General features: G+C 67.7%; 28 protein-coding genes. 10 read left to right on the forward strand and 18 right to left on the reverse strand.

Features of this window, described 5'->3' with window-relative positions:
• Positions 1 to 98: 98 nt before the first annotated feature.
• The 8 genes from EF888_RS13550 to glmU all read right to left on the reverse strand — a co-directional run bounded on the left by EF888_RS13550 (position 99) and on the right by glmU (position 8,706).
• The gene (locus EF888_RS13550; RefSeq protein WP_126918578.1) at positions 99 to 365 is read right to left on the reverse strand and encodes a hypothetical protein; all 267 of its coding nucleotides are present in this window, start codon (positions 363 to 365) and stop codon (positions 99 to 101) included.
• A 95-nt stretch (positions 366 to 460) separates the two neighbouring features.
• Entirely contained in the window at positions 461 to 1,756 is a 1,296-nt protein-coding gene (locus tag EF888_RS13555) for a PAS domain-containing protein (RefSeq protein ID WP_241239669.1), read from the reverse strand.
• A gap of 45 nt (positions 1,757 to 1,801) precedes the next feature.
• The gene (locus tag EF888_RS13560; protein ID WP_164721693.1) at positions 1,802 to 2,602 is read right to left on the reverse strand and encodes an EcsC family protein; all 801 of its coding nucleotides are present in this window, start codon (positions 2,600 to 2,602) and stop codon (positions 1,802 to 1,804) included.
• Complete coding sequence (locus EF888_RS13565) at positions 2,599 to 3,111, reverse strand: lysozyme inhibitor LprI family protein (RefSeq protein WP_109758086.1); 513 nt, start codon at positions 3,109 to 3,111, stop codon at positions 2,599 to 2,601. Before EF888_RS13565 ends, EF888_RS13560 begins: the two co-directional genes overlap by 4 nt.
• A gap of 59 nt (positions 3,112 to 3,170) precedes the next feature.
• Positions 3,171 to 3,890, reverse strand: a complete 720-nt coding sequence (locus EF888_RS13570; protein WP_109758085.1) for a flavodoxin family protein — start codon at positions 3,888 to 3,890, stop codon at positions 3,171 to 3,173.
• 57 nt (positions 3,891 to 3,947) lie between these two features.
• A complete protein-coding gene (locus EF888_RS13575; protein ID WP_109758084.1) occupies positions 3,948 to 5,483 on the reverse strand; it encodes an AMP-binding protein in 1,536 nt (511 codons plus the stop codon).
• A 52-nt stretch (positions 5,484 to 5,535) separates the two neighbouring features.
• On the reverse strand, positions 5,536 to 7,350 hold the full coding sequence (gene glmS / locus EF888_RS13580; protein ID WP_109758083.1) for a glutamine--fructose-6-phosphate transaminase (isomerizing): 1,815 nt from the start codon (positions 7,348 to 7,350) through the stop codon (positions 5,536 to 5,538).
• A gap of 3 nt (positions 7,351 to 7,353) precedes the next feature.
• Complete coding sequence (gene glmU / locus EF888_RS13585; RefSeq protein WP_109758082.1) at positions 7,354 to 8,706, reverse strand: bifunctional UDP-N-acetylglucosamine diphosphorylase/glucosamine-1-phosphate N-acetyltransferase GlmU; 1,353 nt, start codon at positions 8,704 to 8,706, stop codon at positions 7,354 to 7,356.
• A gap of 121 nt (positions 8,707 to 8,827) precedes the next feature.
• Between glmU and EF888_RS13590 the strand changes: the two genes are divergently transcribed.
• Positions 8,828 to 9,508 carry an HAD-IA family hydrolase gene (locus EF888_RS13590; RefSeq protein WP_241239670.1) on the forward strand — a complete coding sequence of 227 codons (681 nt, stop codon included), beginning with the start codon at positions 8,828 to 8,830 and terminating at the stop codon, positions 9,506 to 9,508.
• 38 nt (positions 9,509 to 9,546) lie between these two features.
• Here the strand turns inward: EF888_RS13590 and EF888_RS13595 are convergent, their stop codons facing one another.
• The gene (locus EF888_RS13595; protein ID WP_109758080.1) at positions 9,547 to 10,029 is read right to left on the reverse strand and encodes a pyridoxamine 5'-phosphate oxidase family protein; all 483 of its coding nucleotides are present in this window, start codon (positions 10,027 to 10,029) and stop codon (positions 9,547 to 9,549) included.
• A 127-nt stretch (positions 10,030 to 10,156) separates the two neighbouring features.
• Here EF888_RS13595 and EF888_RS13600 point away from each other — a divergent pair, with 127 nt between their 5' ends.
• Complete coding sequence (locus EF888_RS13600) at positions 10,157 to 11,317, forward strand: acyl-CoA dehydrogenase family protein (protein WP_109758079.1); 1,161 nt, start codon at positions 10,157 to 10,159, stop codon at positions 11,315 to 11,317.
• Positions 11,314 to 11,757, forward strand: coding sequence for a hypothetical protein (locus EF888_RS13605; RefSeq protein ID WP_109758078.1), 444 nt, complete (start codon positions 11,314 to 11,316; stop codon positions 11,755 to 11,757). Before EF888_RS13600 ends, EF888_RS13605 begins: the two co-directional genes overlap by 4 nt.
• Before the next feature lie 6 nt (positions 11,758 to 11,763).
• On the opposite strand, the gene EF888_RS13610 is transcribed toward EF888_RS13605, so the two are convergent.
• Entirely contained in the window at positions 11,764 to 12,192 is a 429-nt protein-coding gene (locus EF888_RS13610; protein WP_109758077.1) for a D-galactarate dehydratase, read from the reverse strand.
• Positions 12,193 to 12,275: 83 nt separating this feature from the next.
• Between EF888_RS13610 and moaA the strand changes: the two genes are divergently transcribed.
• The 4 genes from moaA (at position 12,276) to EF888_RS21875 (ending at position 14,061) form a co-directional block, all read left to right on the forward strand.
• The gene (gene moaA, locus EF888_RS13615) at positions 12,276 to 13,283 is read left to right on the forward strand and encodes a GTP 3',8-cyclase MoaA (protein WP_109758076.1); all 1,008 of its coding nucleotides are present in this window, start codon (positions 12,276 to 12,278) and stop codon (positions 13,281 to 13,283) included.
• Positions 13,284 to 13,375: 92 nt separating this feature from the next.
• Positions 13,376 to 13,633: a hypothetical protein gene (locus tag EF888_RS13620; RefSeq protein WP_109758075.1), complete on the forward strand. Its 258-nt coding sequence runs from the start codon at positions 13,376 to 13,378 to the stop codon at positions 13,631 to 13,633.
• Between the two features lie 120 nt (positions 13,634 to 13,753).
• Complete coding sequence (locus tag EF888_RS21870; RefSeq protein WP_164721694.1) at positions 13,754 to 13,921, forward strand: hypothetical protein; 168 nt, start codon at positions 13,754 to 13,756, stop codon at positions 13,919 to 13,921.
• Positions 13,921 to 14,061 carry a hypothetical protein gene (locus tag EF888_RS21875; protein ID WP_164721695.1) on the forward strand — a complete coding sequence of 47 codons (141 nt, stop codon included), beginning with the start codon at positions 13,921 to 13,923 and terminating at the stop codon, positions 14,059 to 14,061. The genes EF888_RS21870 and EF888_RS21875 overlap by 1 nt, the downstream gene beginning before the upstream one ends.
• Before the next feature lie 4 nt (positions 14,062 to 14,065).
• On the opposite strand, the gene EF888_RS13625 is transcribed toward EF888_RS21875, so the two are convergent.
• Genes EF888_RS13625 through EF888_RS13640 form a run of 4 tightly spaced genes read right to left on the reverse strand, consistent with a single transcriptional unit; the run spans position 14,066 to position 17,904 of the window.
• The gene (locus EF888_RS13625; RefSeq protein ID WP_109758074.1) at positions 14,066 to 14,494 is read right to left on the reverse strand and encodes a PaaI family thioesterase; all 429 of its coding nucleotides are present in this window, start codon (positions 14,492 to 14,494) and stop codon (positions 14,066 to 14,068) included.
• Positions 14,494 to 15,972, reverse strand: coding sequence for a carboxypeptidase M32 (locus EF888_RS13630; RefSeq protein ID WP_109758073.1), 1,479 nt, complete (start codon positions 15,970 to 15,972; stop codon positions 14,494 to 14,496). The genes EF888_RS13625 and EF888_RS13630 overlap by 1 nt, the downstream gene beginning before the upstream one ends.
• Positions 15,969 to 17,114, reverse strand: a complete 1,146-nt coding sequence (gene ctaA / locus EF888_RS13635) for a heme A synthase (protein ID WP_109758072.1) — start codon at positions 17,112 to 17,114, stop codon at positions 15,969 to 15,971. Before ctaA ends, EF888_RS13630 begins: the two co-directional genes overlap by 4 nt.
• A 28-nt stretch (positions 17,115 to 17,142) precedes the next feature.
• On the reverse strand, positions 17,143 to 17,904 hold the full coding sequence (locus EF888_RS13640) for an RNA methyltransferase (protein ID WP_109758071.1): 762 nt from the start codon (positions 17,902 to 17,904) through the stop codon (positions 17,143 to 17,145).
• A 66-nt stretch (positions 17,905 to 17,970) separates the two neighbouring features.
• Between EF888_RS13640 and EF888_RS13645 the strand changes: the two genes are divergently transcribed.
• Together EF888_RS13645 and EF888_RS13650 are read left to right on the forward strand one after the other, a co-directional pair.
• Positions 17,971 to 18,303 carry a TfoX/Sxy family protein gene (locus tag EF888_RS13645; protein ID WP_109758070.1) on the forward strand — a complete coding sequence of 111 codons (333 nt, stop codon included), beginning with the start codon at positions 17,971 to 17,973 and terminating at the stop codon, positions 18,301 to 18,303.
• Positions 18,304 to 18,342: 39 nt separating this feature from the next.
• Positions 18,343 to 18,963: a thiamine phosphate synthase gene (locus EF888_RS13650; protein ID WP_109758069.1), complete on the forward strand. Its 621-nt coding sequence runs from the start codon at positions 18,343 to 18,345 to the stop codon at positions 18,961 to 18,963.
• Between the two features lie 24 nt (positions 18,964 to 18,987).
• Here EF888_RS13650 and olsA read toward each other — a convergent pair whose 3' ends face one another.
• From olsA to EF888_RS13665, 3 genes are all read right to left on the reverse strand, one after another.
• Entirely contained in the window at positions 18,988 to 19,812 is an 825-nt protein-coding gene (gene olsA, locus EF888_RS13655) for a lyso-ornithine lipid O-acyltransferase (RefSeq protein ID WP_241239671.1), read from the reverse strand.
• Positions 19,809 to 20,576, reverse strand: a complete 768-nt coding sequence (olsB, locus tag EF888_RS13660; protein ID WP_109758068.1) for an L-ornithine N(alpha)-acyltransferase — start codon at positions 20,574 to 20,576, stop codon at positions 19,809 to 19,811. The genes olsA and olsB overlap by 4 nt, the downstream gene beginning before the upstream one ends.
• A gap of 116 nt (positions 20,577 to 20,692) precedes the next feature.
• Positions 20,693 to 20,878, reverse strand: a complete 186-nt coding sequence (locus EF888_RS13665) for a DUF3553 domain-containing protein (protein WP_109758067.1) — start codon at positions 20,876 to 20,878, stop codon at positions 20,693 to 20,695.
• A gap of 39 nt (positions 20,879 to 20,917) precedes the next feature.
• On the opposite strand from EF888_RS13665, the gene EF888_RS13670 reads away from it, so the two are divergent.
• Positions 20,918 to 21,514, forward strand: coding sequence for a histidine phosphotransferase family protein (locus EF888_RS13670; protein ID WP_109758066.1), 597 nt, complete (start codon positions 20,918 to 20,920; stop codon positions 21,512 to 21,514).
• Here EF888_RS13670 and EF888_RS13675 read toward each other — a convergent pair.
• Positions 21,504 to 22,769 carry a glutamate-5-semialdehyde dehydrogenase gene (locus tag EF888_RS13675; protein ID WP_109758065.1) on the reverse strand — a complete coding sequence of 422 codons (1,266 nt, stop codon included), beginning with the start codon at positions 22,767 to 22,769 and terminating at the stop codon, positions 21,504 to 21,506. The two genes, EF888_RS13670 and EF888_RS13675, sit on opposite strands and share 11 nt — an antisense overlap.
• Between the last annotated feature and the right edge of the window lie 58 nt (positions 22,770 to 22,827).

Raw genomic sequence — 22,827 nt, forward strand, 5'->3', positions numbered from 1 at the left:
CATGGATCAGGGCGGGTCAACGCTCGCAGGTAAGCGGCCGCCTTTTGAGCGACCGCCGCGATCCCAGGCAGAGCGCGCGGTCATGGATCAAGGGCGGGTCAGGGTTCAGGGACGGCCGGCGGCGTCTGAGCGTCGCCCGCCTCTTCCGGCGAGATGGCGTCGCTGTCGGGTGTCCCCACTTCCCCTGTCCCGTCCGGGGCGGGAGGCGGCGTGACGAGACCTGCGAAGACCGACTGGGGGTCCGCGCCTCGCGCGATGGCACGGGCCGCCACGCCTTGTGCGTTGCGTGGAACGTCGACGCCCTCGCTACGGGCGGTCTGAACCGCGTCGCGGGCCGCCTGGCCCACTGCGCGTGGGGTCGTCACGGGCTCCCGCGGTACCGGGGCGCGAGTGGCGGCGGAAGCAGAGGCAGTCATCGGCATGGTCATTCGGTCTCTCCTTTAAATCAGGTCGCGGCGTCTCACTCGCGCCTCTGCAGTTCGATCATTCCCTGGATGTCGCGGCTCAGGGTCGCAACCTCGTCGAGAAGACCGCCGATCTTGTCCTGGAACCGTCCGAGCTGACCGATGATCTCGGCCAGCCCCAGACCCGCTGCACCCATCCGCGCCATCTCGATCTTGCAGAGCACCCGCGTGGTGCCGAGGCCGAGGATGTGGCGGTGCATGGCGGAACAGGCCATCTGGATGCGCATCGCTTCGCCCTGGATGACCTCAAGCCCCTTTTCCGCGCGGCGGGCGTATTCTCCGACGATGGCGTTGAGGTTCGAACGCTCGGCGTCGACGTCGATCATGCCCAGCTCGCTGCGTTCGGCCACGAGCTGGCGGTCGCATTGTCGCAGGATGCCCACCACGCCCTCGAGGAACATCGACATGTCGACGCTGGCGTTGATGGTCGAAAAGTTGCTGTCTTCGCCCACGACATGCGTCTCGAACCACTTCGAGATGTCGGACGACATCGAGCCGTAGTTGCCCGACAGCGTGCTGAACGGACCCCCGGTCGGTTCCAGCCGCGAGGCCATGACGCGCATGTTGTGAGGAATGATCTGGACCGCCGCGAAGGACTGGACCAGTTCGTCGGTCGCCGCCTTCAGGCGTTCGGCCGCGTCGAGCATGGCCTTGAAGCGCAGAAGCCGCGTGTCGCGCGGCAGCCGCAGGCCCTCGTTGCGCGATTGAAGCTCTTCGGTCAGAGCGTGCGAGGCGAAGCGGGCATAGCTGTCGAAGCCGTGGTCGCGCAGCCGGGCGACGAACCGTTTCGCGCTGTCTTCGGGCGACAGACCCTCGTCCGTTTCGGCTTTTCGAAGCGCGTCGTATTCCGCGCGAACCTCGTCGAAGAGAAGGCTCGACGGCTTGATCCGGGCCGAGAGATACCCGCCTTCACACGGCAGGACGCAGGCGAAGACCCAATAATGCAGGCCGTCGCGCGCGCGGTTCTTGACATAGGCCCCGATCGCCTCGCCGCGCTTGATCGTGTCCCACATGAGCCAGAACAGACCTTTCGGCGTGTCGCGGTGACGGATCACCTTGTGCGGCGCGCCCAGAAGCTCTGGCCAGTCGTAATCCGCGGTGCGGCGGAAGACGTGGTTGCCGCTGCGGATGACGCCGCGGTCGTCGGTGCGCGAGAAGAACACCTCGTCGAGGCCGAAGGGCGCCTCTCCCGTCGCGGGGCGGATATCGCGCAAAGCGGCGGCCCCATCCTCGAAGAGGGGACCCGATGCGGGCTGGGACGGGGACGGGGTGACTTTGGGTGTGTCGAACATGGCCTGCGGATAGCAGGGATTCGCTGCCGAAGGATTAAGCCGGCCTCAGTCCTGCGTCAGCCGACCTTCGATGATGTGCTCGTTCACCTCGAGCCAGCGCGCGCGGTAGGCGAAGCGCGCCGCCGCCGCCACGTCGTTCTGGAAGGCCGCGTTGACCCCCGCACCGATGGCCGCGCCGACGAAGGGCACGGCCTGCGCCATCTTCCTCGTCGCCAGGTTGACACCAAGCGTCTGCGCCACCCTCCGCGTGGCCGCGACGGTGCCCGCCGACTGCCCCGTCAGGTTGACGATCTTGCCCCACTCCTCGGGCGACATCTCGGACCGCTCGCGCGCCAGCCGCTCGATGGCCGCCAGACGCTCGTCGCGCCCGTTCGCGCCGGCCAGCTGCAGAACATCGAGGATATAGAGCCGCTCCGCCTCGGTGGCGGCCCCGAACCCATAGCAGAGCCCCGTCAGACGCACTGTCCGAAGCGCCAGCGTGATCGTCGTCGGAATGTCGATGGCAAGACCCAGCGCACCCAGGGCCCCGGCCGCGCCGCCGCCCGTCACCGCATAGCCCAGCGCCCAGCGGCGCACCTCGGCCGCCGCCTCGTCGCAAGCGGCTAGATCGGAAAAGTCGTGCTGGATCGCGGCCTTGCGGATCGAACTCGATGCCGCCCACTCGGCCCCGCGAATGGCCGCTTCGATGACCTCGGGCGGCATGAAACGGCGTGTGACTGCGCCCAGTGGCGCCGCGACGGCCCGCACCGCGCGCGGCAGGCTCGACGGAGGGGCCGCTCGGTACGCGTCCTGTTCGGCCAGCACGGTCTCGACGTACTGGACGACGACATCGGTCCCCTCGCTCATCGCTCCTCCCGCATGGCGCGTAGCTCGATCGTGCGCGTGGCCGTCATGTCCGCATGGCATCCCGCTCCCGCGATCGAGCGCATCGAGCCCGCACCCCATTGCGCACGGGCCAGGGCACATTCGGCATCCCGGAACGCGATCCACGCGCGCTGCGCAGCCTTGAGCGCCGCGGCGCGCGGGGGAATGCCGGGAAAGGAGGCGGCTTCCTCGGCATCCTGTTCGTCGAAGACGGCCATCGTCGCCTTGTATTCCTCGTTCAGATGGCGATCCCAGGCCGCAGCCTCGGCCATCAGGCACGAGGACATGCCAAGCGTCGTCTGCCCGCCGTCTTCGCGGTCCATGCAGGAGCCGGAGACGGCATCCCGGCAGCCGTTCAGCGCCTCGGATGTCTCGGCAGAGGAATAACAGGCGTCAAGCGCCGGTCCGTAGGCGTCGAGTTCGTGCTCGGTCGCGCCGGCGGGGGCGCCGAAGGCGAGAACGACAGCAATCAGGGTGGGGGCAAAGCGCATCACACATCAAGAGATAGGCGTTCGCTGCGTCTCCGTCACCTCCCTCCTCGCACGCGCCGTCAGGAACGGTACTCGGGGTTCTCGAAGCCGAAGCGAGACCCGGCCTTCCAGGCCTCGCGGTCGTTGCCTTGCCTCGGGTAGCCGCCGGCCTCTTTCAGCATCCGCGCGAGGTGCATCAGGTTCCAGGTCATGATCGTCGTGTTGCGCTGCGTGAACTCGTTGTCGAATCCCACCCGGCCGCCCTGCCCGTCGTCGTCGCCATAGGACGGCCCCGGCCCGGCCTCGCCGATCCAGCCGCAATCGGCCTGGGGCGGGATGGTGTAACCGAGGTGGTTCAACGCGAAGCCAAGCGACATCGCGACGTGCTTGATGCCGTCCTCGTTGCCGGTGATGACCGAGCCTGCAACCTTGCCGTAGAACACTGACTGGCCCTTGTCGTTCAGCTTGGCCGACATGGCGTAAAGCCGCTCTATCAGAAGACGGCAGACGCTCGACTCCTCTCCGAGCCAGAGGGGTGTTCCGACCACGAGGATGTCGGCGGCCTTCACCCTTTCCCACAGCTCCGGCCAGTCGTCGCGGTCCCAGCCTTCGTCGGTCATGTCGGGCTGGACGCCGGGCGGCACAGTCCAGTCGTTCAGGTAGATCTCGTCGACCGAGACGCCCTCCTTGCGCATGATCGCGGAACTGGCGTTCAGGAGAAGCTGCGTATGGCTCTCGGTCCGCACCTTCTTTAGCGAGGTGTTGACGTAGAGCGCAGCGAGATCGTCGAAGCCGGACATGGGACCCCCTTCAGTTGGCAAGGGGGACCAAATAGCCCTCGACCGGCGGCCGGCCACTCATTCGGACGAGGCGCGCGCCTTCAGCTCCCTGCGGATCACCTTGCCCGTCACCGTCATCGGCAGCGCGTCGAGAAACGCCACCTCTCGCGGATAGAGATGCGCTGAAAGCCGATCCCGCACCCAGGCCTGCAACTCGGGGGCCGCGACCTCCGCCCCCGGCTTGAGGACGACGTAGGCCTTGACGACCTCGGTCCGCAGAGGGTCGGGCTTGCCGACGACGCCAACCGTCGCCACGGCGGGATGGGTCATCAGGCAGTCCTCGATCTCGGCCGGCCCGATGCGGTAGCCGGCGCTGGTGATGACGTCGTCTTCCCGCCCCACAAAGCGGATGAACCCGTCCTCGATCACGCCCCGGTCACCCGTCACCAGCCAGTCGCCGCGAAACTTGTCGGCAGTGGCCTGCGGGTTGTTCCAGTACCCCAGCATCATCGAGCCCGCGCCCTTGCGCACCGCGATGTCGCCCTCGCCCACCGTCTCGCGCCCCTCGCCGTCGATCACCGCGACTTCGAAGCCCGGCACTGCCTTGCCGATGGCTCCGGGCCTTGGCGCGAACATCGCCGAGGACGAACTCGCCACCATGTTGCACTCGGTCTGGCCGTAGAACTCGTTGATCGTGAGGCCAAAGGCGCGACGACCCCAGTCCAGCATCTCGGCCCCCAGGGGCTCGCCCCCCGAGGCGACCGAGCGCAGGCCGGGGATTGCCGCATCCGACGCTTTGAGCATCCTGAGCGCGGTGGGCGGGAAGAAGACGTTGCGCACGCCACCCTCGGTCACGATGCGCGCGCAGGCTTCGGGCGTGTACTTCTCCATCCGCGCGGCCACGACCGGGACGCCGAGCGCCAGACCCGGCATCAGCACGTCGAAGAGCCCCCCGATCCAGGCCCAGTCCGCCGGCGTCCATATGACGTCGCCCGGCTGTCCGAGATAGTCGTGGCTCATCTCGACCCCCGGCAAGTGGCCGGTCAGGACGCGGTGGCCGTGCAGCGCGCCCTTCGGCTTGCCCGTGGTGCCCGAGGTATAGATGAGGACCGCCGGATCCTCCGGGCCAGTGTCGGCGAAGGACAAGGGCGCGGATGCGAGCGCCTCCGAGGCCGGCACGATGACCTCGAGATCGAACGGAACGAGCATCGCCGCGCCCTCGGGGTCCGTCACGACGACGCGCGCGCCCGAATCTCCCAGCCGCGACGCCAGAGCATCCTCCCGGAAGAGCTTGAAAAGCGGGACGGATATCGCGCCCAGGCTCCAGGCGGCCAAGTGAGCCGCAGCACACCAGGGGTCCTGGCTCAGAAGGACGCCCACCCGGTCGCCCCGCACGACACTGCGTGCCGAAAGCGACTTCGCCAGCGCCCCCGTCATGCCGCGCAGGTCGCCGAAGGTCACCTCGCGGCCAGCCCCAAGATCCCGGATCGCCAGCGCTTCGTCCGGCTTCTCCAGCACCTGCCGGGCCATGTTCAGCCGCTCGGGAAACTCCCACCGGAATCCGGCCTTGAGCGCGTCATATCCCAGAGGTTCGAGCACACCCTCCCCCTTCATCGGTCCCCAAATATCCCGGGGAGCGCGAGGGGCCGCGCCCCTCGCTCCCGCCCTATTCGACCGTCACCGACTTCGCGAGGTTCCTCGGCTGATCCACGTCCGTCCCCTTGGCGACAGCGGTGTGATAGGCCAGCAACTGCGCCGGGATGGCGTAGAGCACCGGCGCGATCAACTCCGGCACCGTCGGCATCTCGATCACCTGCCAGCACCCCTCGCTCGCTTCGACCGCGCCAAGGCGGTCGGTGACGAGAACGACCTTGCCACCCCGCGCCATGACCTCTTGCATGTTCGAGACGGTCTTGTCGAAAAGCGCGGTCCGCGGCGCGAAGACGATGACGGGGACGCTTCGGTCGATCAGCGCGATGGGTCCGTGCTTCAACTCGCCGGACGCATAGCCTTCGGCATGGATGTAGCTGATTTCCTTCAGCTTCAGCGCGCCTTCGAGCGCCAGCGGGAACATCGAGCCCCGACCGAGGAAGAGGATGTCCTGCGCCTCGGCGAGCTTGACCGAGGTTTCCTCGATCCGCTCCGACGCGGCCAGCGCCTGCGCCATCAGGCCCGGCAGCGAGGAGAGCGACGCCATGTGACCTGCCATCGCCTCGTCCGTCACGCGTCCCCGGTCGCGCCCCGCCTTGAGCGCGAGAAGGAGAAGGACAAGCAGCTGGCAGGTGAAAGCCTTGGTCGAGGCGACCCCGATCTCGGCCCCCGCGAAGATCGGCAGCGCGAGGTCGCTTTCGCGCGCGATGGAGCTTTCGGGCACGTTCACCACCGAGACGATCCGCGCCCGCGTCGCGACATGGCGCAGCGCCGCCAGCGTATCAGCCGTCTCGCCCGACTGGGACACGAAGATCGCCAGCGTCTTCGGGCCGACCGGCGCATCGCGGTAGCGGTACTCCGACGCCACGTCGACCTCGACGGGGATGCCGGCAAGCTGCTCGAACCAGTATTTCGCCGTGGCGCAGGCATAGTAGGCTGTGCCGCAGGCGACCATGACGATGCGGTCGACCTCGGCGAAGTCGGGCGTCGTCTCCGGCAGCGTGATCGCGCCGTCGTTCAGATAATGCGCCAGCGCGTCGGCGAGGACCGTCGGCTGCTCAGCGATCTCCTTCGCCATGAAGTGCTTGTGACCGCCCTTCTCGATCCGCGCCGTGTCGATCTGGATCGTGCGCACCTCGCGGTTGGCCTTGCTGCCCGAGCCGTCCCAGAACTCGACGCCCTGGCGGGTCAGGACGGCGCGGTCGCCCTCCTCGAGATAGCTGATGCGGTCGGTCAGGGGCGCCAGAGCGATGGCGTCGGAGCCGAGGAACATCTCGCCCTCGCCATACCCAACCGCCAGAGGAGAGCCGCGGCGCGCTGCGACGATCAGATCCTCCTCTCCGTCGAAGAGGAAGGCCAGCGCATAGGCGCCCTCGAGCCGCGCGATGGTCTGCTCGGCCGCATCGCGCGGCGAGAGGCCCTGATCGATGAACGACTGGCAGAGAAGCGAGACGGTCTCGGTGTCCGTGTCGGACTCGCAGGCGTATCCCTTCTGCGTCAGCTCCGCGCGCAACGGGCGGAAGTTCTCGATGATCCCGTTGTGGACGACCGCCACGCCGCCCGAGCGGTGCGGGTGCGCGTTCCGAACCGAAGGCTCGCCATGCGTGGCCCAGCGGGTGTGCCCGATCCCGGCCTTCCCGGCAAGAGGTTCGCGGACCAGGAGGTCCGAGAGGTTCGCGAGCTTGCCGACCGCCCGTCGCCGGTCGAGCTGTCCGCAATTCACCGTCGCGATGCCCGCGCTGTCGTAGCCGCGATACTCCAGCCGTTTCAGCGCCTCGACCAGCGTCGGCGCCGCTTCGTGGTCACCGAGGATTCCGACAATACCGCACATGGTTCAGCCTTTCTGCTGCTGCGCCGCCTTCGCGGCACGAAGCTTGTCGAAGAAGCGGCGCGCGAAGCCCGCCTTGTTGACCTGACGCGACCGCGCCACAGCCAGATCGCCCGCAGGCACGTTCATCGTGACGACCGAGCCGGTGGCCGTCATGGCGTGGTCGCCGACCGTGACGGGCGCGACCAGCATGGTGTTCGACCCGATGAAGACGCCCTCGCCCACCTCGGTCCGGTGCTTGAAGACGCCGTCATAGTTGCATGTGATCGTTCCCGCGCCGATATTCGTGCGCGCGCCGATGCCCGCATCCCCGATGTAGCTCAGGTGGTTCACCTTCGCGCCCTCGCCGACCTCGGAGTTCTTGATCTCGACGAAGTTGCCGATGTGGGCGTTGTTCGCGATCTCCGCCCCCGGTCGAAGTCGCGCATAGGGACCGACGATGGCCCCGCCCGAGACGTGGCAGCCTTCGAGATGCGAGAAGGCGCGGATCGTGGCGCCCGTCTCGACCGTGACGCCGGGCCCGAAGACGACGAAGGGCTCGACCAGAGCGTCGCGGCCGATGTGGGTGTCATGGGCGAAATGCACCGTGTCTGGCGCGACGAGGGTCACGCCCATCTCGAGCATCTCGGCGCGCTTCGCCGCCTGGAACACCGCCTCGGCGGCCGCGAGGTCGGCGCGGGTGTTGATGCCCAGCGTCTCGTCCTCGTCGCAGGTCACGGCCTCGACGCGCAGCCCCTCGGCGCGCGCGAGTTCGGCGATGTCGGTGAGATAGTACTCGCCCGCCGCATTGTCGTTTCCGACCGAACCGGCAAGGCGCAGAAGCGTGTCGGTCGAGGCGAGGACGACGCCCGAGTTGCAGAGCGTGATCGCCCTCTCGGCCTCGCTCGCGTCCTTGAATTCGACGATCTTCAGAAGGATGTCGCCCTGCATCACCATGCGGCCATAGCGCGCCGGATCGGCCGCCTCGAACCCCAGGAAGACGACATCCGCGCCGCGTCCCCGCGCCGCCTGCATCGCCTCGATGGTGCCCGGCCTGATGAAGGGTGTGTCGCCATAGAGAAGAAGCGTGTCGCCGCCTGCGTCCGCCAGCGCGCCGGCCGCGACCGTGACGGCGTGCGCCGTCCCAAGCCTTTCGGTCTGTTCGACGACGACGATGTCCTCCTCCATCGCCTCAGCCGCCTTGCGCACCGCGTCGCCGCCGTGGCCCACGACGATGACGCGAAACCCTTCCAGCCCCGAGGCGGACGCCAGCGCATGGGCGAAGAGCGGTGCGCCCCCGATCTCATGCAGCACCTTCGGGCGGTCGGACAGCATCCGGCTGCCTTCGCCCGCGGCCAGGAGGATGAGATGGGTCGACATGCGCACTTTCCTTTTCGTCCGCGACCTTCTACCCGCGAAACGAAGGGGCGCAAAGCATGCCCTGCATCAAATACTGTTGCCGGACATTACAGGTGTCCCGGCATCGACCGGGAGGACGGCGGTGAAGGACACGGTGATCTTCGACCTCGACGGCACGCTCGCCGACACGGGAGCGGACCTCATCGCCGCGGCGAACGAATGTTTCCGCGTCCTCGGGCACGAGAGCGTCCTCGATCCGGTCGCGGACAAGCTGACGGCGTTTCATGGCGGGCGCGCGATGCTGCGGCTCGGTTTCTCGCGCATCGGCGCGGGCCACGGAGAGGCCGATGTCGACCGGGCGTATCCGGACCTGCTGGCCTACTACGGCGAGAATATCGACCGCGAGACGACCCTGTATCCGGGCGCGATGCAGGCGGTCGCGGCACTCTCGGAGACAAACCATGCCGTCGGCATCTGCACGAACAAGCCCGAAGGACTGGCGGAGACGCTTTTGCAGAAGCTGGGGGTAAGGGGGGCGTTCGGGTCGCTTGTGGGGGCGGACACGCTTGCGGTGCGCAAGCCTGATCCGGAAACCTTCTTCGAAGCAGTACGCCGGGCCGGGGGAAATCCGGCCCGCGCCGTTCTTGTCGGAGACACCGAGACCGATCTGAGAACCGCGCGAGCCGCGGGGTGTCCGGTGATACTTGTCACTTTCGGCCCCGAAGGCAGAGGTGTGGCCCGCCTTTCGCCCGATGCGCTGATGGCGGACTATACCGAACTTGAGGATCTGGTCCGGCGCCTTCTCGGTCAGGCGCCGGCCTGACGGTCGCGCGTTCGGCGCGGCCACACCGGGGTGTCACGTCAGGCGGCGAACCGCAGGGTGCCGTGCGCGCCCATGTCGGGCTTTGCCTCGCTGACCTGAGACTTTGCCAACTCGTAGAGGAAGCCGAGCCTGCCGGTCGTGGCCCAGACTTCGGCCTCGGTCAGGTCGACGCGCACAAGCTGGACGTCTGGATCCCGCTCTCCGCCCTCGAACCAGGAGTCGGCAACGACGTTCCACAATTCGTCTAGCTTCGCCTTGTCATTCGACAGCGACGCCTTGCCGTCGACGGTGGCATAGAGGTTCGCGGCGCCCTCGGCGACGAGATAGCGTGCCTCCTTCGGTCCCGACGCGAGGCTTTCCACGATATCGGTGCCCTTGGCGGTGATGAACCACAGGACGTTCAGGTCACGGTCGGCGTACTGCGACATCGGGACGGGACGCGCTCCATCGACGGAAAGCATGCCGGACTGCACGTCGTCGAGGCGTTTCCAGAAATCGTCGGCGGTCAGCGTATGGGTCATGTGAAATTCCTTTCGGGTGGTGTTGGCGGACCAACCGTCGAACCCGTCCGGAGTTCCCCTGCCTCCCTTGACGTCGCGCGGTACGAGAGGTCTGGTGGACATCGCAATCGCCGCGAGGGAAAGAAGGATGTTCACGGCCTCGATGCGCTTCGATCTGGGCGAGGACGTCGGCGCGCTGCGCGAGACGGTTCACAGGTGGGCGCAGGACCGCATCCGCCCGATGGCGACCGAGATCGACCGCACAAACGCCTTTCCCTCCGAACTCTGGCCCGAGATGGGCGACCTCGGCCTTCTGGGCATCACAGTCGAGGAAGACTACGGCGGCGCGGGCATGGGCTATCTCGCCCACGCCGTCGCAGTCGAGGAGATCGCACGGGCCTCGGCGTCGGTGTCGCTGTCCTATGGCGCGCACTCGAACCTCTGCGTGAACCAGATCCGGCTGAACGGCACCGACGCGCAGAAGGCAAAGTACCTGCCCGGCCTCGTCTCGGGCCGTCATGTCGGCGCGCTGGCCATGTCCGAGGCGGGGGCGGGATCTGACGTCGTCTCGATGCGTCTTCGCGCCGAGAAGCGGAACGACCACTTCCGGCTGAACGGCACCAAGTACTGGATCACCAACGGGCCCGACGCCGACACGCTTGTCGTCTACGCGAAGACCGACCCTGAGGCCGGATCGAAAGGCATCACCGCCTTCCTGGTCGAGAAATCCATGAAGGGCTTCAGCACCTCGCCCCACTTCGACAAGCTGGGAATGCGCGGCTCGAACACCGCCGAACTGGTTTTCGAGGACGTCGAGGTGCCCTTCGACAACGTCCTCGGGCAGGAGGGCCGCGGCGTCGCCGTCCTGATGTCCGGGCTCGACTACGAGCGCGTCGTCCTCGCCGCCATCGGACCCGGCATCATCGCCGCCTGCCTCGACGAGATCATGCCCTACATGGCCGAAAGGAAGCAGTTCGGGAAACCTATCGGGTCGTTCCAGTTAATGCAGGGCAAGATCGCGGACATGTACACCGCGCTCAACACCGCGCGGGCCTATGTCTACGAGGTCGCAAAGGCCTGCGACCGGGGCGACGTGACGCGCCAGGACGCCGCCGCCTGCTGCCTCTACGCCTCCGAGGTCGCGATGACGCAGGCGCACCAGGCGGTGCAGGCCATGGGGGGCGCTGGGTTCATGGCGGATGCACCCGTGGCGCGGCTGTTCCGCGATGCCAAGCTGATGGAGATAGGGGCAGGCACGAGCGAAATACGTCGGATGCTGATCGGGCGTGAGATGGTGGGGTCGATGTGAAGACGCTTGTCGCCGCCCTGACCCTTGCCGCGCCGGCGATGGCCCAGGACGGGATCGCGCGAGACGTCGCCCGCGAATGTGCCGCCGCGGCGCGGGCGCAGGGTGTCGCGGTCCTGTCGGACTGCGCCGGAAAGCCGGCCGCCGCGGCCTGCGAGATCGACGACACCTTGCCGAAGGCCATTTGCCTGACGGCCGAGGGCATCGCCTGGGACTTCGTTTCGCTGGAACTGGGCGACGAATACCTCAGGCTACGCGACGAGCGCGAACCGGGATGGGACAGGGCCGAGCTTCTCGAGGCCGAGGCGGCCGCGCTGGCCGAGGTTCACGACACCTGCCTCTCGGTCCCGGCGGATGAGGAGTTCGGCACAGCCGACTGCATCGCCCGCCGAAAGCTCGGCCTCGCCGAGGCCTGGCTCAGGCGGCTCAAGTTCGCGGACTGAGGGCGGTCAGAGAACGAAGACCTCGACTTCCGCCAGATCGGTGAGGGGCGCACCGAGAACGCGGAGCGCGCCCAGCGACACCCGGCTCGACGGTCCGGGCCGCAGGTCCACCTCGACGCTCTTGCCCTGGTAGACGACGCGGCCCCGGCCGGCTTCCGTCACGAGAGGCGTCTCGATCCAGAACCCCGGCGCCGCCGGATCCCCCAGCGAGGCGACCGTGGTTCCAAGCGACGTGCCCCCGGAAACGCTGGCGGCCCTGGCCTTCTGCTCGGCGGTCGTGGTGTCGAACTGCTCGACCGTGCGCGCCGTCCGGGGCGGCGGCGGCGCAGGTGCGACGACGGACACCGGAGCGGCCTCTCGGGGTGAGGTCATGCCCTGCAAGGTCGCGCAGGACGGCAGGACGGCGAGGATCGCGACGGCATAGGGTAACTTCATACCGACGAAGGTAGCTCGCCCCCTGCCCCGCTTCAACGGTGCGGGCCCTTGCGGCGCCCCCCGCGGCCTCTTACCCTAAGGACATGGCCACGCCTCAGCTCATAGACCCGTTCCAGCGCGCGATCAGCTATCTGCGCGTCTCGGTGACGGACCGCTGCGATTTCCGCTGCGTCTATTGCATGGCCGAGAACATGACGTTCCTTCCGAAGAAAGAGCTTCTGACGCTCGAGGAACTGGACCGCATGTGTTCGACCTTCGTGCACCTGGGCGTCGAGAAGCTGCGGATCACGGGCGGCGAGCCTCTGGTGCGGCGCGACATCATGACCTTCTTCCGCTCGATGACGCGGCACCTCGAGTCTGGCGCGCTGAAGGAGCTGACGCTGACGACGAATGGCAGCCAGCTCTCTCGCTTCGCCACCGACCTCTTCGACGCTGGCGTCCGCCGCATCAACGTCTCTCTCGACACGCTGGACGAGGACAAGTTCGCCCGCGTCACCCGCTGGGGCCGCCTGCCGCAGGTGCTGAAGGGCATCGATGCCGCGCAAGCCGCCGGCCTTCGGGTCAAGATCAACGCCGTCGCACTCAAGGGCTTCAACGAGGACGAGCTGTTCACGCTGGCCGAATGGTGCGCCTCGCGCGACATGGACCTGACCTGGATCGAGGTGATGCCCATGGGCGACCTTGGCGGCGAGGACCGCGTGGGGCAGTACTGGTCGCTGAAGGACGTGCGAAGTGCCCTGGCCGAACGCTATACGCTCACCGACCTCGCGCACCGCACGGGTGGCCCGGCCCGCTATGTCCGCCTCGAGGAGACGGGACAGCAGGTCGGCTTCATCACGCCCCTGACCCATAACTTCTGCGAGTCCTGCAACCGGGTTCGGCTGACCTGCACCGGCGAGCTTTACATGTGCCTCGGGCAGGAGGACATGGCCGACCTGCGCACGCCGCTGCGCGCCTCCGAGTCCGATGCGCCCCTCGAAGACGCGATCCGCGCCGCCATCGGGCGCAAGCCCAAGGGCCACGACTTCGACTATTCGCGCCAGAAGCCCGACGGCCAGGTCTCGCGCCACATGAGCCACACAGGCGGCTGAACCCGCCCAAGTTTCGCCTCAGACCTTCCCCCCTCGCGGCGCAATCGCCTGATCTTGTCCGCATCGTTCATGGCAACCCAGAGGGTGCGACGATGCGGAAATTCCTTGCGATACTGGCGCTGACAAGCCTAGCCGCCTGCGCGACGGCGACCGAGAAGGTCAATTCTGACGTCAGCGCTGCTGGCCTCAAGCGGTCGACGGCGACTTACTTCTCGACCGCGCCACGAAACGTGCAGGTCGGATCGCTGCGGCAGAGCATGTTGGGGACATCTTACAAGGCCAAGGTCTCGGGCCGGATGTACGACTGCAAATACTTCAGAACCTCGGTCACCTGCCAGCACGCGCGCTGACAGGTAGGCCCCGCGCCAGGATCTCTGCACTCACACTCGACGACCCTGCCTCAGAATCGCCACAATCCGGGCGCTTGATGGCGGAAGTAAGTTGTTGTTAACCGAGTATGAGTGTGTGACATGACCAAGCGTCAACGGCCTCTCGCCGCCCGGACGACCCCGTCCAAAATCCTCCGCGATCCCCAGGACCTTCAGCGCAGCATCGACGTCATGCGCGATTACCGCCGTCAGCGGTACACGACGCGCGTCATCGTCTCGCGTTCGCTTTCGGCCGTGGAGGCAGTGTGATGATCGAGTTTGTCAGCCTGTGCATCGCCCTGGGCTTCGGCGCTTTCACCGTCGGGGTCTGGGCCCTTCTCGACGTGTCCGAGACACTGGACGATGTCCTGTCGGTGGACGGAGAGAGCGCCGACCGCTCGCGCCGCTGAGGCCTCAAGCCCGGGGACGCGAATAGGTCAGCGTCGCCCGCGCGACGAGACCTGACACGCCCTCTGACGTTATCGCCACGTCCCCCACGGCGAGGCCGCGGCCAAGCTTCAGAAGGGTGACATCTGCCACCAGCGCCTTGCCCGCCGCGGGCTTGCGCATGAAATCGATGGACGCACCCGTCGTCACCGCCAACGCCTCGGGCCCGACATGGGCGATGATGGCGAGGTAGACGGCGCAATCGGCCAGCGAGAACATCGTCGGCCCCGAGATCGTGCCGCCCGGCCGCAGGTGGCGATGGTCCGGTTCCATCCGGATCGTCGCCGTCCCGGGCCCGATCGCGGCGACGGTGTAGTCGTCCGACACTTGCGGGAACTCGGCGCGCAGAAACGCCTCGACGCCGGCCACGTCCATCACGGGCGACAGCGCTGCCATCAGAGACCGTAGAGCCCGGAGAACTTCGCCTCGAGATAGTCGAGAAGCGGGCCTTCGTCCGGCTCTCCCCCCACCGCGCGCGCGATGACCTCGCGCGGACGGTAAAGCCCGCCGTGCCGGTGGATGCGCTCGCGCAGCCAATCCGTCGCGGGCGAGGTGTCGCCCTCGGCCAATGCCGCGTCGAGGTCAGGCACGTCACGGCGCAGCGCCGCGTTGAGGCACCCGGCATAGACGTTGCCGAGCGTATATGTCGGGAAATATCCGAACAGCCCCGCCGACCAGTGGACGTCCTGGAGGACGCCATTCGACGGCCGGTCGACGGCCACGCCGAAGTCCTTCTTGAACCGGGCGTTCCAGGCCTCCTGCAGATCCGCCACGGCGAGCCGCCCGTCGATCAGGTCGCGCTCGAGGTCGAAGCGCAGAAGGACGTGGAGGTTGTAGTGAACCTCGTCCGCCTCGGTGCGGATATACCCCGAAGAAACCCGGTTGACGGCAGCATAGAAGGCGTCGGCGTCCGTCACGCCGAAGTCCCCGAAGACCTCACGCATCCGCCCGTAAAGCCAGCCCGTGAAAGGCCGTCCCCGGCCAAGCTGGTTCTCGTAGATCCGGCTCTGGCTCTCGTGGACGCCCATGGACACCCCTTGGCCGATCGGCGTCAGAAGGTAGGCCCGGTCGATGCCCTGCTCGTAGCAGGCGTGCCCGGTCTCGTGGACGGTCGAGTAGAAGCAGTTGAACGGTTCGTGCGGGACCGTCCGGGTAGTGATCCGCACATCGAGACCCGAGCCCGACGAGAACGGATGCACCGCCTTGTCGATACGGCCGTGGTGGGTGTCGTAGCCGAAGGCGCGCGCAAGCTCGGCCGACAGGGCGAGTTGTCCCGCTTCGGAGAAGTCGCCCGACAGCGCGGGCGGCTGGCGTTCGGCGCCGAGGACGCGCTCGCGCAGGGCGACGAGGCGCGGGCGCAGCGCGCCGAACATCGATTCCAGCTCCACCGACGTCGCCCCGGGCTCGTAGTCGTCGAGAAGCGCGTCGTAGAGCGGGCCATTCCCGGCCAGCGCCTCGGCCCTCTCGCGGGTCAGCCGCAGCACCTCGTCGAGCATCGGCGCGAAGCCGGCGAAATCGTCCGCCGCGCGCGCCTTGGCCCAGGCCCGGTGCGCCCGCGACGTGGTCCCCGCCAGGGCCGCCGTCAGCGCCTCGGGCACGCGCGAAGTCTTCTCGAACCCGTGCCGGATCAGCTCGACCTGCCGCGCCTCGACCATGTCGGAGGGACTGGCCGCTGCCAGCCACTCTCCGATGCGCGGGTCGGTCTTGCGCCGGTGGAGAACGCCCGCCAGCGCGGCCATCTCCTCGGCCCGCTGCTCGCCCGCGCCTTCGGGCATCACCGTTTCCTGGTCCCAGCCGAGCCGGCCCATGACCTGGCCAAGCGCCTCGGTCTCGCGCTGGAAGGCGAAAAGCTCTGCGCAGGCGGTGTCGGTCATCGGCTGTCCCTTATCGAACGCACCATGGGATATTGCGCGAGGAACCGCGCGCGAAGAATCAGGACGAAGGCCAGCACCGCGCCAAGCTGGTGCAGGATCGCCAGCCACAGCGGCGCGATCCAGATCACCGTCATGATCCCGAGGATCATCTGGAGAACCAGCATCGCAAGAACGGCGGCAAAGGCGCCTCTCGTGTCGGAATGAGGCGACCGCCGCCCCTTGAGAAAGGCGACGATCCCGAAGGCGACCAGAAGATAGCCCGCCATCCGGTGGATGAACTGCACGAGACCCGGGTTCTCGAAGAAGTTGCGCCACGCGGGCTCGATATCGAAGGCGGCAGGCGGAAAGAACTGCCCTGCCATGTCCGGCCAGTCGTTGAAGGTCCGGCCGGCGTCGATCCCCGCCACAAGCGCTCCGATCAGGATCTGGAGGAAAGCGAAGTGCATCAGCCCGGTGCCGAGCGAAAACAGCTTCGGCTCGCGCGACCGCCGCGTCTGGATCAGCCCGCCCTCGGTTCGGCCGAGGAGAAGGATGAACCACGCCAGCACGCCGAGGATGACGAAGGCGAGGCCAAGGTGCGTGGCGAGGCGATAGGACGCCACGTCCAGCCGCTCGCCGCCAAGGCCGGAGGACACCATCCACCATCCGATGGCGCCCTGAAGGCCACCCAATGCACCGGGGATGACCAGGCGGCCCGTCCAGCCCGGCGGGATGCGCTTCGTCGCCCAGAAGAAGACAAAGCCAAGCGCCCAGACCAGTCCGACGGCGCGACCAAGCTGCCGGTGACCCCATTCCCACCAGTAGATCGTCTTGAACTCCTGCAACGTCATGCCGGTGTTCTGGACCTGGTATTCCGGAATTTCCTTGTACTTATCGAACTCCGAGGCCCAGTCGGCCTCATTCATCGGGGGAAGCGCCCCCGTGACGGGCCTCCACTCGGTGATCGACAACCCGCTGTCCGTCAGGCGGGTCAGCCCGCCCACCGCGATCATCGCGACGACCATCAGGAACAGCACCGCAAGCCAGGCCCGCACCGCGCCGCGCGCGCCCTTCCGCGAGGCGTCGATGACGCCGCCCGCGGGCGCCGCACGAGGGGCCGCGCCCTCGCCCACGTCCTCGAAGATGCTGCGCTTGGTGGTCATTCCGGGTCTCCCGCTTGCAGGCGGCAACTTAGGAGCGAGGCCGACCGCCGTCCAGACGCTCGCCGCGTTCCTTCCAGCGGACCATCTGACGCAGGACGCCGTGGAGCACCTGCACGTCCGCCCGCGTGAGCGGCATCCGGCTCCAGAGGTTGCGCAACGTCACCTTCATGCTGTCGGCCTTGGCCTCGGGGAAGAAGAACCCCGCCTCGACGAGACGGTCCTCGTAGTGCTCGGCCAGTTTCTCGACCTCGATCTGCGTCGCGGGCTCCGTCCCGGCATAATCGGTCACGGCCGCCTCGGCGTTCCCTGTCGCCCGCCGCCACTCGTACCCCAGAAGAAGGACGCACTGGGCGAGGTTCAGCGAGGGGAACTCCGGGTTCACCGGCACGCTGACGATGGCGTTCGCGCGGGCGACGTCCTCGTTTTCCAGACCCGTCCGCTCGGGCCCGAACAGCACCGCCACCCTCTGCCCCGCCGCGATCCGGTCCGCCGCATCGCGCATCGCCGCCTCGGGCGTCAGCACCAGCTTCGTCAGGTCGCGCGACCGCGCCGTGGTGGCATAGACGTAGGCTGCGTCGCCTACGGCCTCGGCTGTCGTGTCGAACAGCCGCGCCTTGTCCAGAAGCCGCCCCGCCCCGCTGGCCATCGCGTCGGCCTTCGGGTTCGGCCAACCGTCCCTCGGCGCCACGATGCGCATCCGGTCGAGACCGAAGTTCCACATCGCGCGCGCCGCCGCGCCGATGTTCTCTCCCATCTGGGGCCGCACGAGAACGACGTCGGGCTGGGTCATGCTAGGCTTCCTCTGCACCGGGCGGGTCATACGATTCGAGATGCCGAAGGACAAGGGAGGCGCGTCATGGCCTGGGACGAAGGGCTGGCGGATACGTTCCGCGAGGATCTGGCCGAGGTCGCCGACCGCCTCGAGGAACGCCGCATGTTCGGCGGCCTCTGCTTCATGCTGGACGGCCACATGCTGTGCGGCGTCCACAAGGGCGGCGCGATGGTCCGCGTCGGCAAGGACCGCCACGCGCAGGCGCTGGCGATGGACGGCGTGAGCGAGCTTGCCTTCACCGGGCGTCCCATGGGCGGCCTCGTCGACGTCTCGGCCTCCACGATGGCCGACGACGAGGCGCGCGCGGCTCTCCTGGCGCTGGCGATGGAGAACGTCCGCAGCCTTCCCCCGCGCTGAACCCCGCGCTATAGCCGGAACCAGACCACGAGGACGCGCATGGCCGACACCGACCGACCGCAGCTTTACCTGCTGACCCCGCCCGAGTTCGAGCTCTCGGCCTTTCCCGCGCGTCTTGCCGCCGTCCTCGACGCGCACGAGGCGGCCTGCGTGCGCCTGACGATGGCCACACGCGACGAGGACCGTCTGTCGCGCGCCGCCGATGCGGTGCGCGAGGTGGCTCACGCCCGCGACGTGGCCTGCGTGATCGAGGCCCACGTCGGCCTCGTCGAACGCCTCGGCCTCGACGGTGTCCACCTCACAGACGCCGCGCGTTCGGTCCGCAAGATCCGCGAGACGCTCGGGAAGGACGCCATCGTAGGGGCCTTTTGCGGCGCCTCGCGGCATGACGGCATCACGGCCGGAGAAGCAGGCGCGGACTATGTCGCTTTCGGACCGGTCGGCCAGTCGTCGCTAGGCGACGGAACGCTTGCGGATCGCGATCTCTTCGAGTGGTGGTCGCAGATGATCGAAGTGCCCGTGGTAGCCGAGGGCAACCTTGACGTGGGTCTCGTGACCGCCCTCGCTCCCGTCACCGATTTCTTGGCCGTGGGCGAGGAAATCTGGCGCGCCGAGGACCCGGCACGGGCGCTTGCGGACCTGCTGGCGCCCCTGGGCTAGCGGTTTCGCGCGTATGCTGCGTCTCTAGCTCAGAGCAGCGCCGTGCGCCTCCCTCACCCGCGCCTCGGTCGCCGCCGCCAGCGCCTTGCGTCCGGGATAGTCCGCCACCCGCACCGCGTCGTGCCAGTCGATCTCGACCCGGCCCTGGCGGCGCGCCGCCAGGATCTTCACAAGGTGCGGCCCGAAATCCATATCGCCCCACCAGCCGTAGAAGTCGGCGCTCTCGCCGTACGGCGGACGATAGACGACCGTGACCGGCTGCACCCACAGGTCATCCGGCGTATTGCCCGAATATAGCGCCGCGAAGAGCGTCGGCTTGAACGGCAGCACCTGCGTGCCGTCCGTCGAAGTGCCCTCGGGAAAGAACAGCAGACGGTGCCCCGCGCCCAGCCGCCGCTCGAACATGGTCTTCTGCACATGCGCCTCGCGCGGATCGCGGCGGACGAAGACGGTGCCCGTCGCGCGCGCCAGCCAGCCGATCCCCGGCCAGTCGGCGACCTCGGCCTTGGATACGAAATAGATCGGCCCGCCCGCGTTCAGCGTGAAGATGTCGAGCCAGGAGGTATGGTTCGCCACGATAGCGCCCGGATGCGGCATGGGCCGTCCCCGCGACACGCGGCCGAGGCCCAGTATGCGCAGCGCGCTGCGACAGACCCCCACGGTGATCCAGGGCGTCCAGGGTCGCGCCTCGCCGTGAAGCGGCCGCTCGACCAGCCGGACCACCAGCAAGGCGGCGAGCCCTCCGAAAACGACGAGCCCCAGCGGCAACCCCCGCAGCACCGCGCGCATCACACCTCCTGCTCCGATCCGCTGCGAGGCGGCGCGCGTGCCCTGGCGCCACGTCGTCACGCAGGCCCTCCGCCATAACGGGTCCGCGCCGCCTCGCTCAACCGCGCGGTATCCATCACGAGACAGACGTCGGTGGTGTTGAAGGGGCGGTCGATGAAAGCGCCGTCGCCGACGAAGCCGCCGAGCTTCAGGTAGGATTTGATGAGAGGCGGCACGGCCTTCATCGCGCGGACGCGGTCGATCCGGTCCGGCGGGATCAGGTCCATCGGCTGGCGGTGCGCCTCGACGGCCCGCACGCGCAGGTCGGGCGGCGCGAGGTGCGCGTGGTAGAGGTGCGACAGGGGTTCGGCCAGCGCGTCGATGTCGGTGCCATGAAGGCTGGCCACGCCGAAGAGGATCTCGAACCCGCCCGCTCGGACATAGTCGGCAAGACCGGCCAAGAGGAGCGGCAGAGCCATGCCGCCACGATACTCGCGCCTGATGCAGGACCGTCCCAGTTCAAGAAGCCTCCGCCCCGTGCGCCGAAGCGGCTCCAGATCGTATTCGTCCTCGGAGTAGAACCGCGGGCTCCGCCCGTCCGGCAGAAGGCGATAGACCCCCACGACGTGATCCAGCCCTTCCGCGTCCCGAGTTTCGTCCACGAGGACGAGGTGGTCGAAGACGGGATCGAAGAGATCCCTCTCGAATCTGCCCTCGTGATCGACGAGCGGTCCGTCGCCGCCCAGCTCCTCGATGAAGACGTCATAGCGCAGCCGCTCGGCGGCGCGCCGATCGACCTCGGTCACGGCCAGGCGCAGGGTCAGGTGATGGGTGTCCGCATTCATGCCTTTTGGTCCAGACCCGGAGTTCTAGGGACGCAGTCCTGGCTTGGCAACAAAACCGCTAACGAAACCATGTGACATTTGATACCCGTTATGGTTGTGTCAGGGACGAAGGCCGCTCACTCCCGGTCGAACACCGGAACCAGTTCAACGAGGTTACCATCGATGACCAGCTTCCCCTCGTCCGGAAAATTCACCGTGATCCGTCCTCCGATGTTGGACTGCACCTGCCCCACGCCCCATTCGGGCTTTGCGGGGTGGCGCACGAACATGCCGGGGGTCAGATGCGAGGTTGCGTGAGTCATGGCGTTCGCAGCTCATCGGAAGTCAGGGGGGAGACCGGTATGTACGGCGAAATGGACCTGGATGGACTGATAGGGTCGCGCATCTGCCACGACCTGATCTCGCCGCTCGGCGCAATCGGAAACGGCGTCGAGCTTCTCTCGATGGCAGGGCTGCCCGACATCCCCGAACTGACGCTGATCTCGGAATCCGTCGACAACGCCAACGCTCGCATCCGCTTCTTCCGGATCGCCTTCGGCGCGGCGCAGGAAGGATCGCGGATCGGCCATTCCGAACTCCGTTCGGTCCTTGCGGACCTGTACCGCGGCAATCGGCTGATCGTCGAATGGCGCGTCCAGCAGGATGTCGACAGGGCCGAAGCCAAGCTTGCCTTCCTGGCGCTCCAGTGCCTCGAAAGCGCGCTGCCCTGGGGAGGGCGCGTGAAGGTGACGCTGACCGACGACCGCTGGAACCTGTTCAGCACCGCCGACCGCCTGAAGGTCGATGTGCCCCTATGGGAGATGCTGACGAACCCGCGTTCGGTGGCGCCGGTGCAGCCCTCGAACGTCCATTTCGCGCTCATCCATCCCGCGGCCTCGAAGCTGGGGCGGCGGGTTGCGACAAGCATCGGGGACACCTCGGTCTCGATCAGCTTCTGACGGCGCCGGAGCCGGTCACCAGATACTTGAAGCTGGTGAGCTGCTCGGCGCCGACGGGGCCGCGCGCGTGCAGCTTGCCGGTGGCGATGCCGATCTCGGCGCCCATGCCGAACTCGCCGCCATCGGCGAACTGGGTCGAGGCGTTGCGCATCAGGATCGCGCTGTCGAGCTCGCGGAAGAACTTGTCGGCCGCCACATCGTCCTCGGTGATGATGGCGTCGGTGTGGTTGGACCCGTAGCGGCGGATATGCGCGATCGCCTCGTCCAGCCCGTCGACCAGCTTCGCCGCGCAGATCATGTCGAGGAATTCCTTACCGAAATCCTCCTCGACCGCCGGCACGACGCCTTTCAGCTTCGCCAGTTCCCCTGCACCGCGCACCTCGACCCCGGCAGCGACCAGTGCGTCGGTCAGGATCGGCCCGTGCTGCGTGTAGAAGCGCCAGTCGATCAGCAGGCATTCGAGCGCGCCGCAGATGCCGGTGCGCCGGGTCTTGGCGTTCAGAACCACCTCGACCGCCATCGCCGGATCGGCCGTGGCGCCAACATAGGTGTGGCAGATGCCCTCGAGATGCGCGAAGACCGGCACCCGCGCCTCGCGCTGGACAAGACCCACCAGCCCCTTGCCGCCGCGCGGCACGATCACGTCGATATGCTCGACCATTCCCAGCATCTCAGAAACGGCGGCCCGGTCGCGGGTCGGCACTCGCTGGATCGCCGCCTCGGGCAGGTGAGCCTGCCGCAATCCCTCGACGAGACACTCGTGCAGCGCGCCCGAGGTGTGGAAACTTTCCGATCCGCCGCGCAGGATCACGGCGTTCCCCGCCTTGAGGCACAGAGCGCCCGCATCCACGGTCACGTTCGGGCGGCTCTCGTAGATCACGCCGATGACGCCAAGGGGCGTGCGGACCCTCTGGATGTGAATGCCCGACGGCATGTCCCACTCGGCGATGACCTTGCCGACCGGGTCGGCCTGTTCGGCCACGGCTCGCAGCCCGTCCACGATGCCGCGCAATCGCCGGCCATCCAGCTCCAGGCGGTCGAGCATCGCGGGCGTCAGGCCCTTCTCCTCGGCCTCGACCATGTCGAGCGCGTTGCACGACAGGATCTCGTCCTCGCGCCGCTCGATCTCGGTCGCCGCGCCGACGAGGGCGGCATACTTGCGTTCCTGGCTCGCGAAGGCCAGCTCCGCCGCAGCCTTGCGCGCGGCTTGGCCCAAGCCGCGCATCATCTCGGATATGGTCTCGAGGTCCTTCATCGGGTGGCCCTTCGTGTGGTCCGTCCGTTCTACAGGAAGGCGGCGCGCGCCTCCATCT

The sequence above is a fragment of the Silicimonas algicola genome (genome assembly GCF_003970735.1).
Taxonomy (GTDB): domain Bacteria; phylum Pseudomonadota; class Alphaproteobacteria; order Rhodobacterales; family Rhodobacteraceae; genus Silicimonas; species Silicimonas algicola.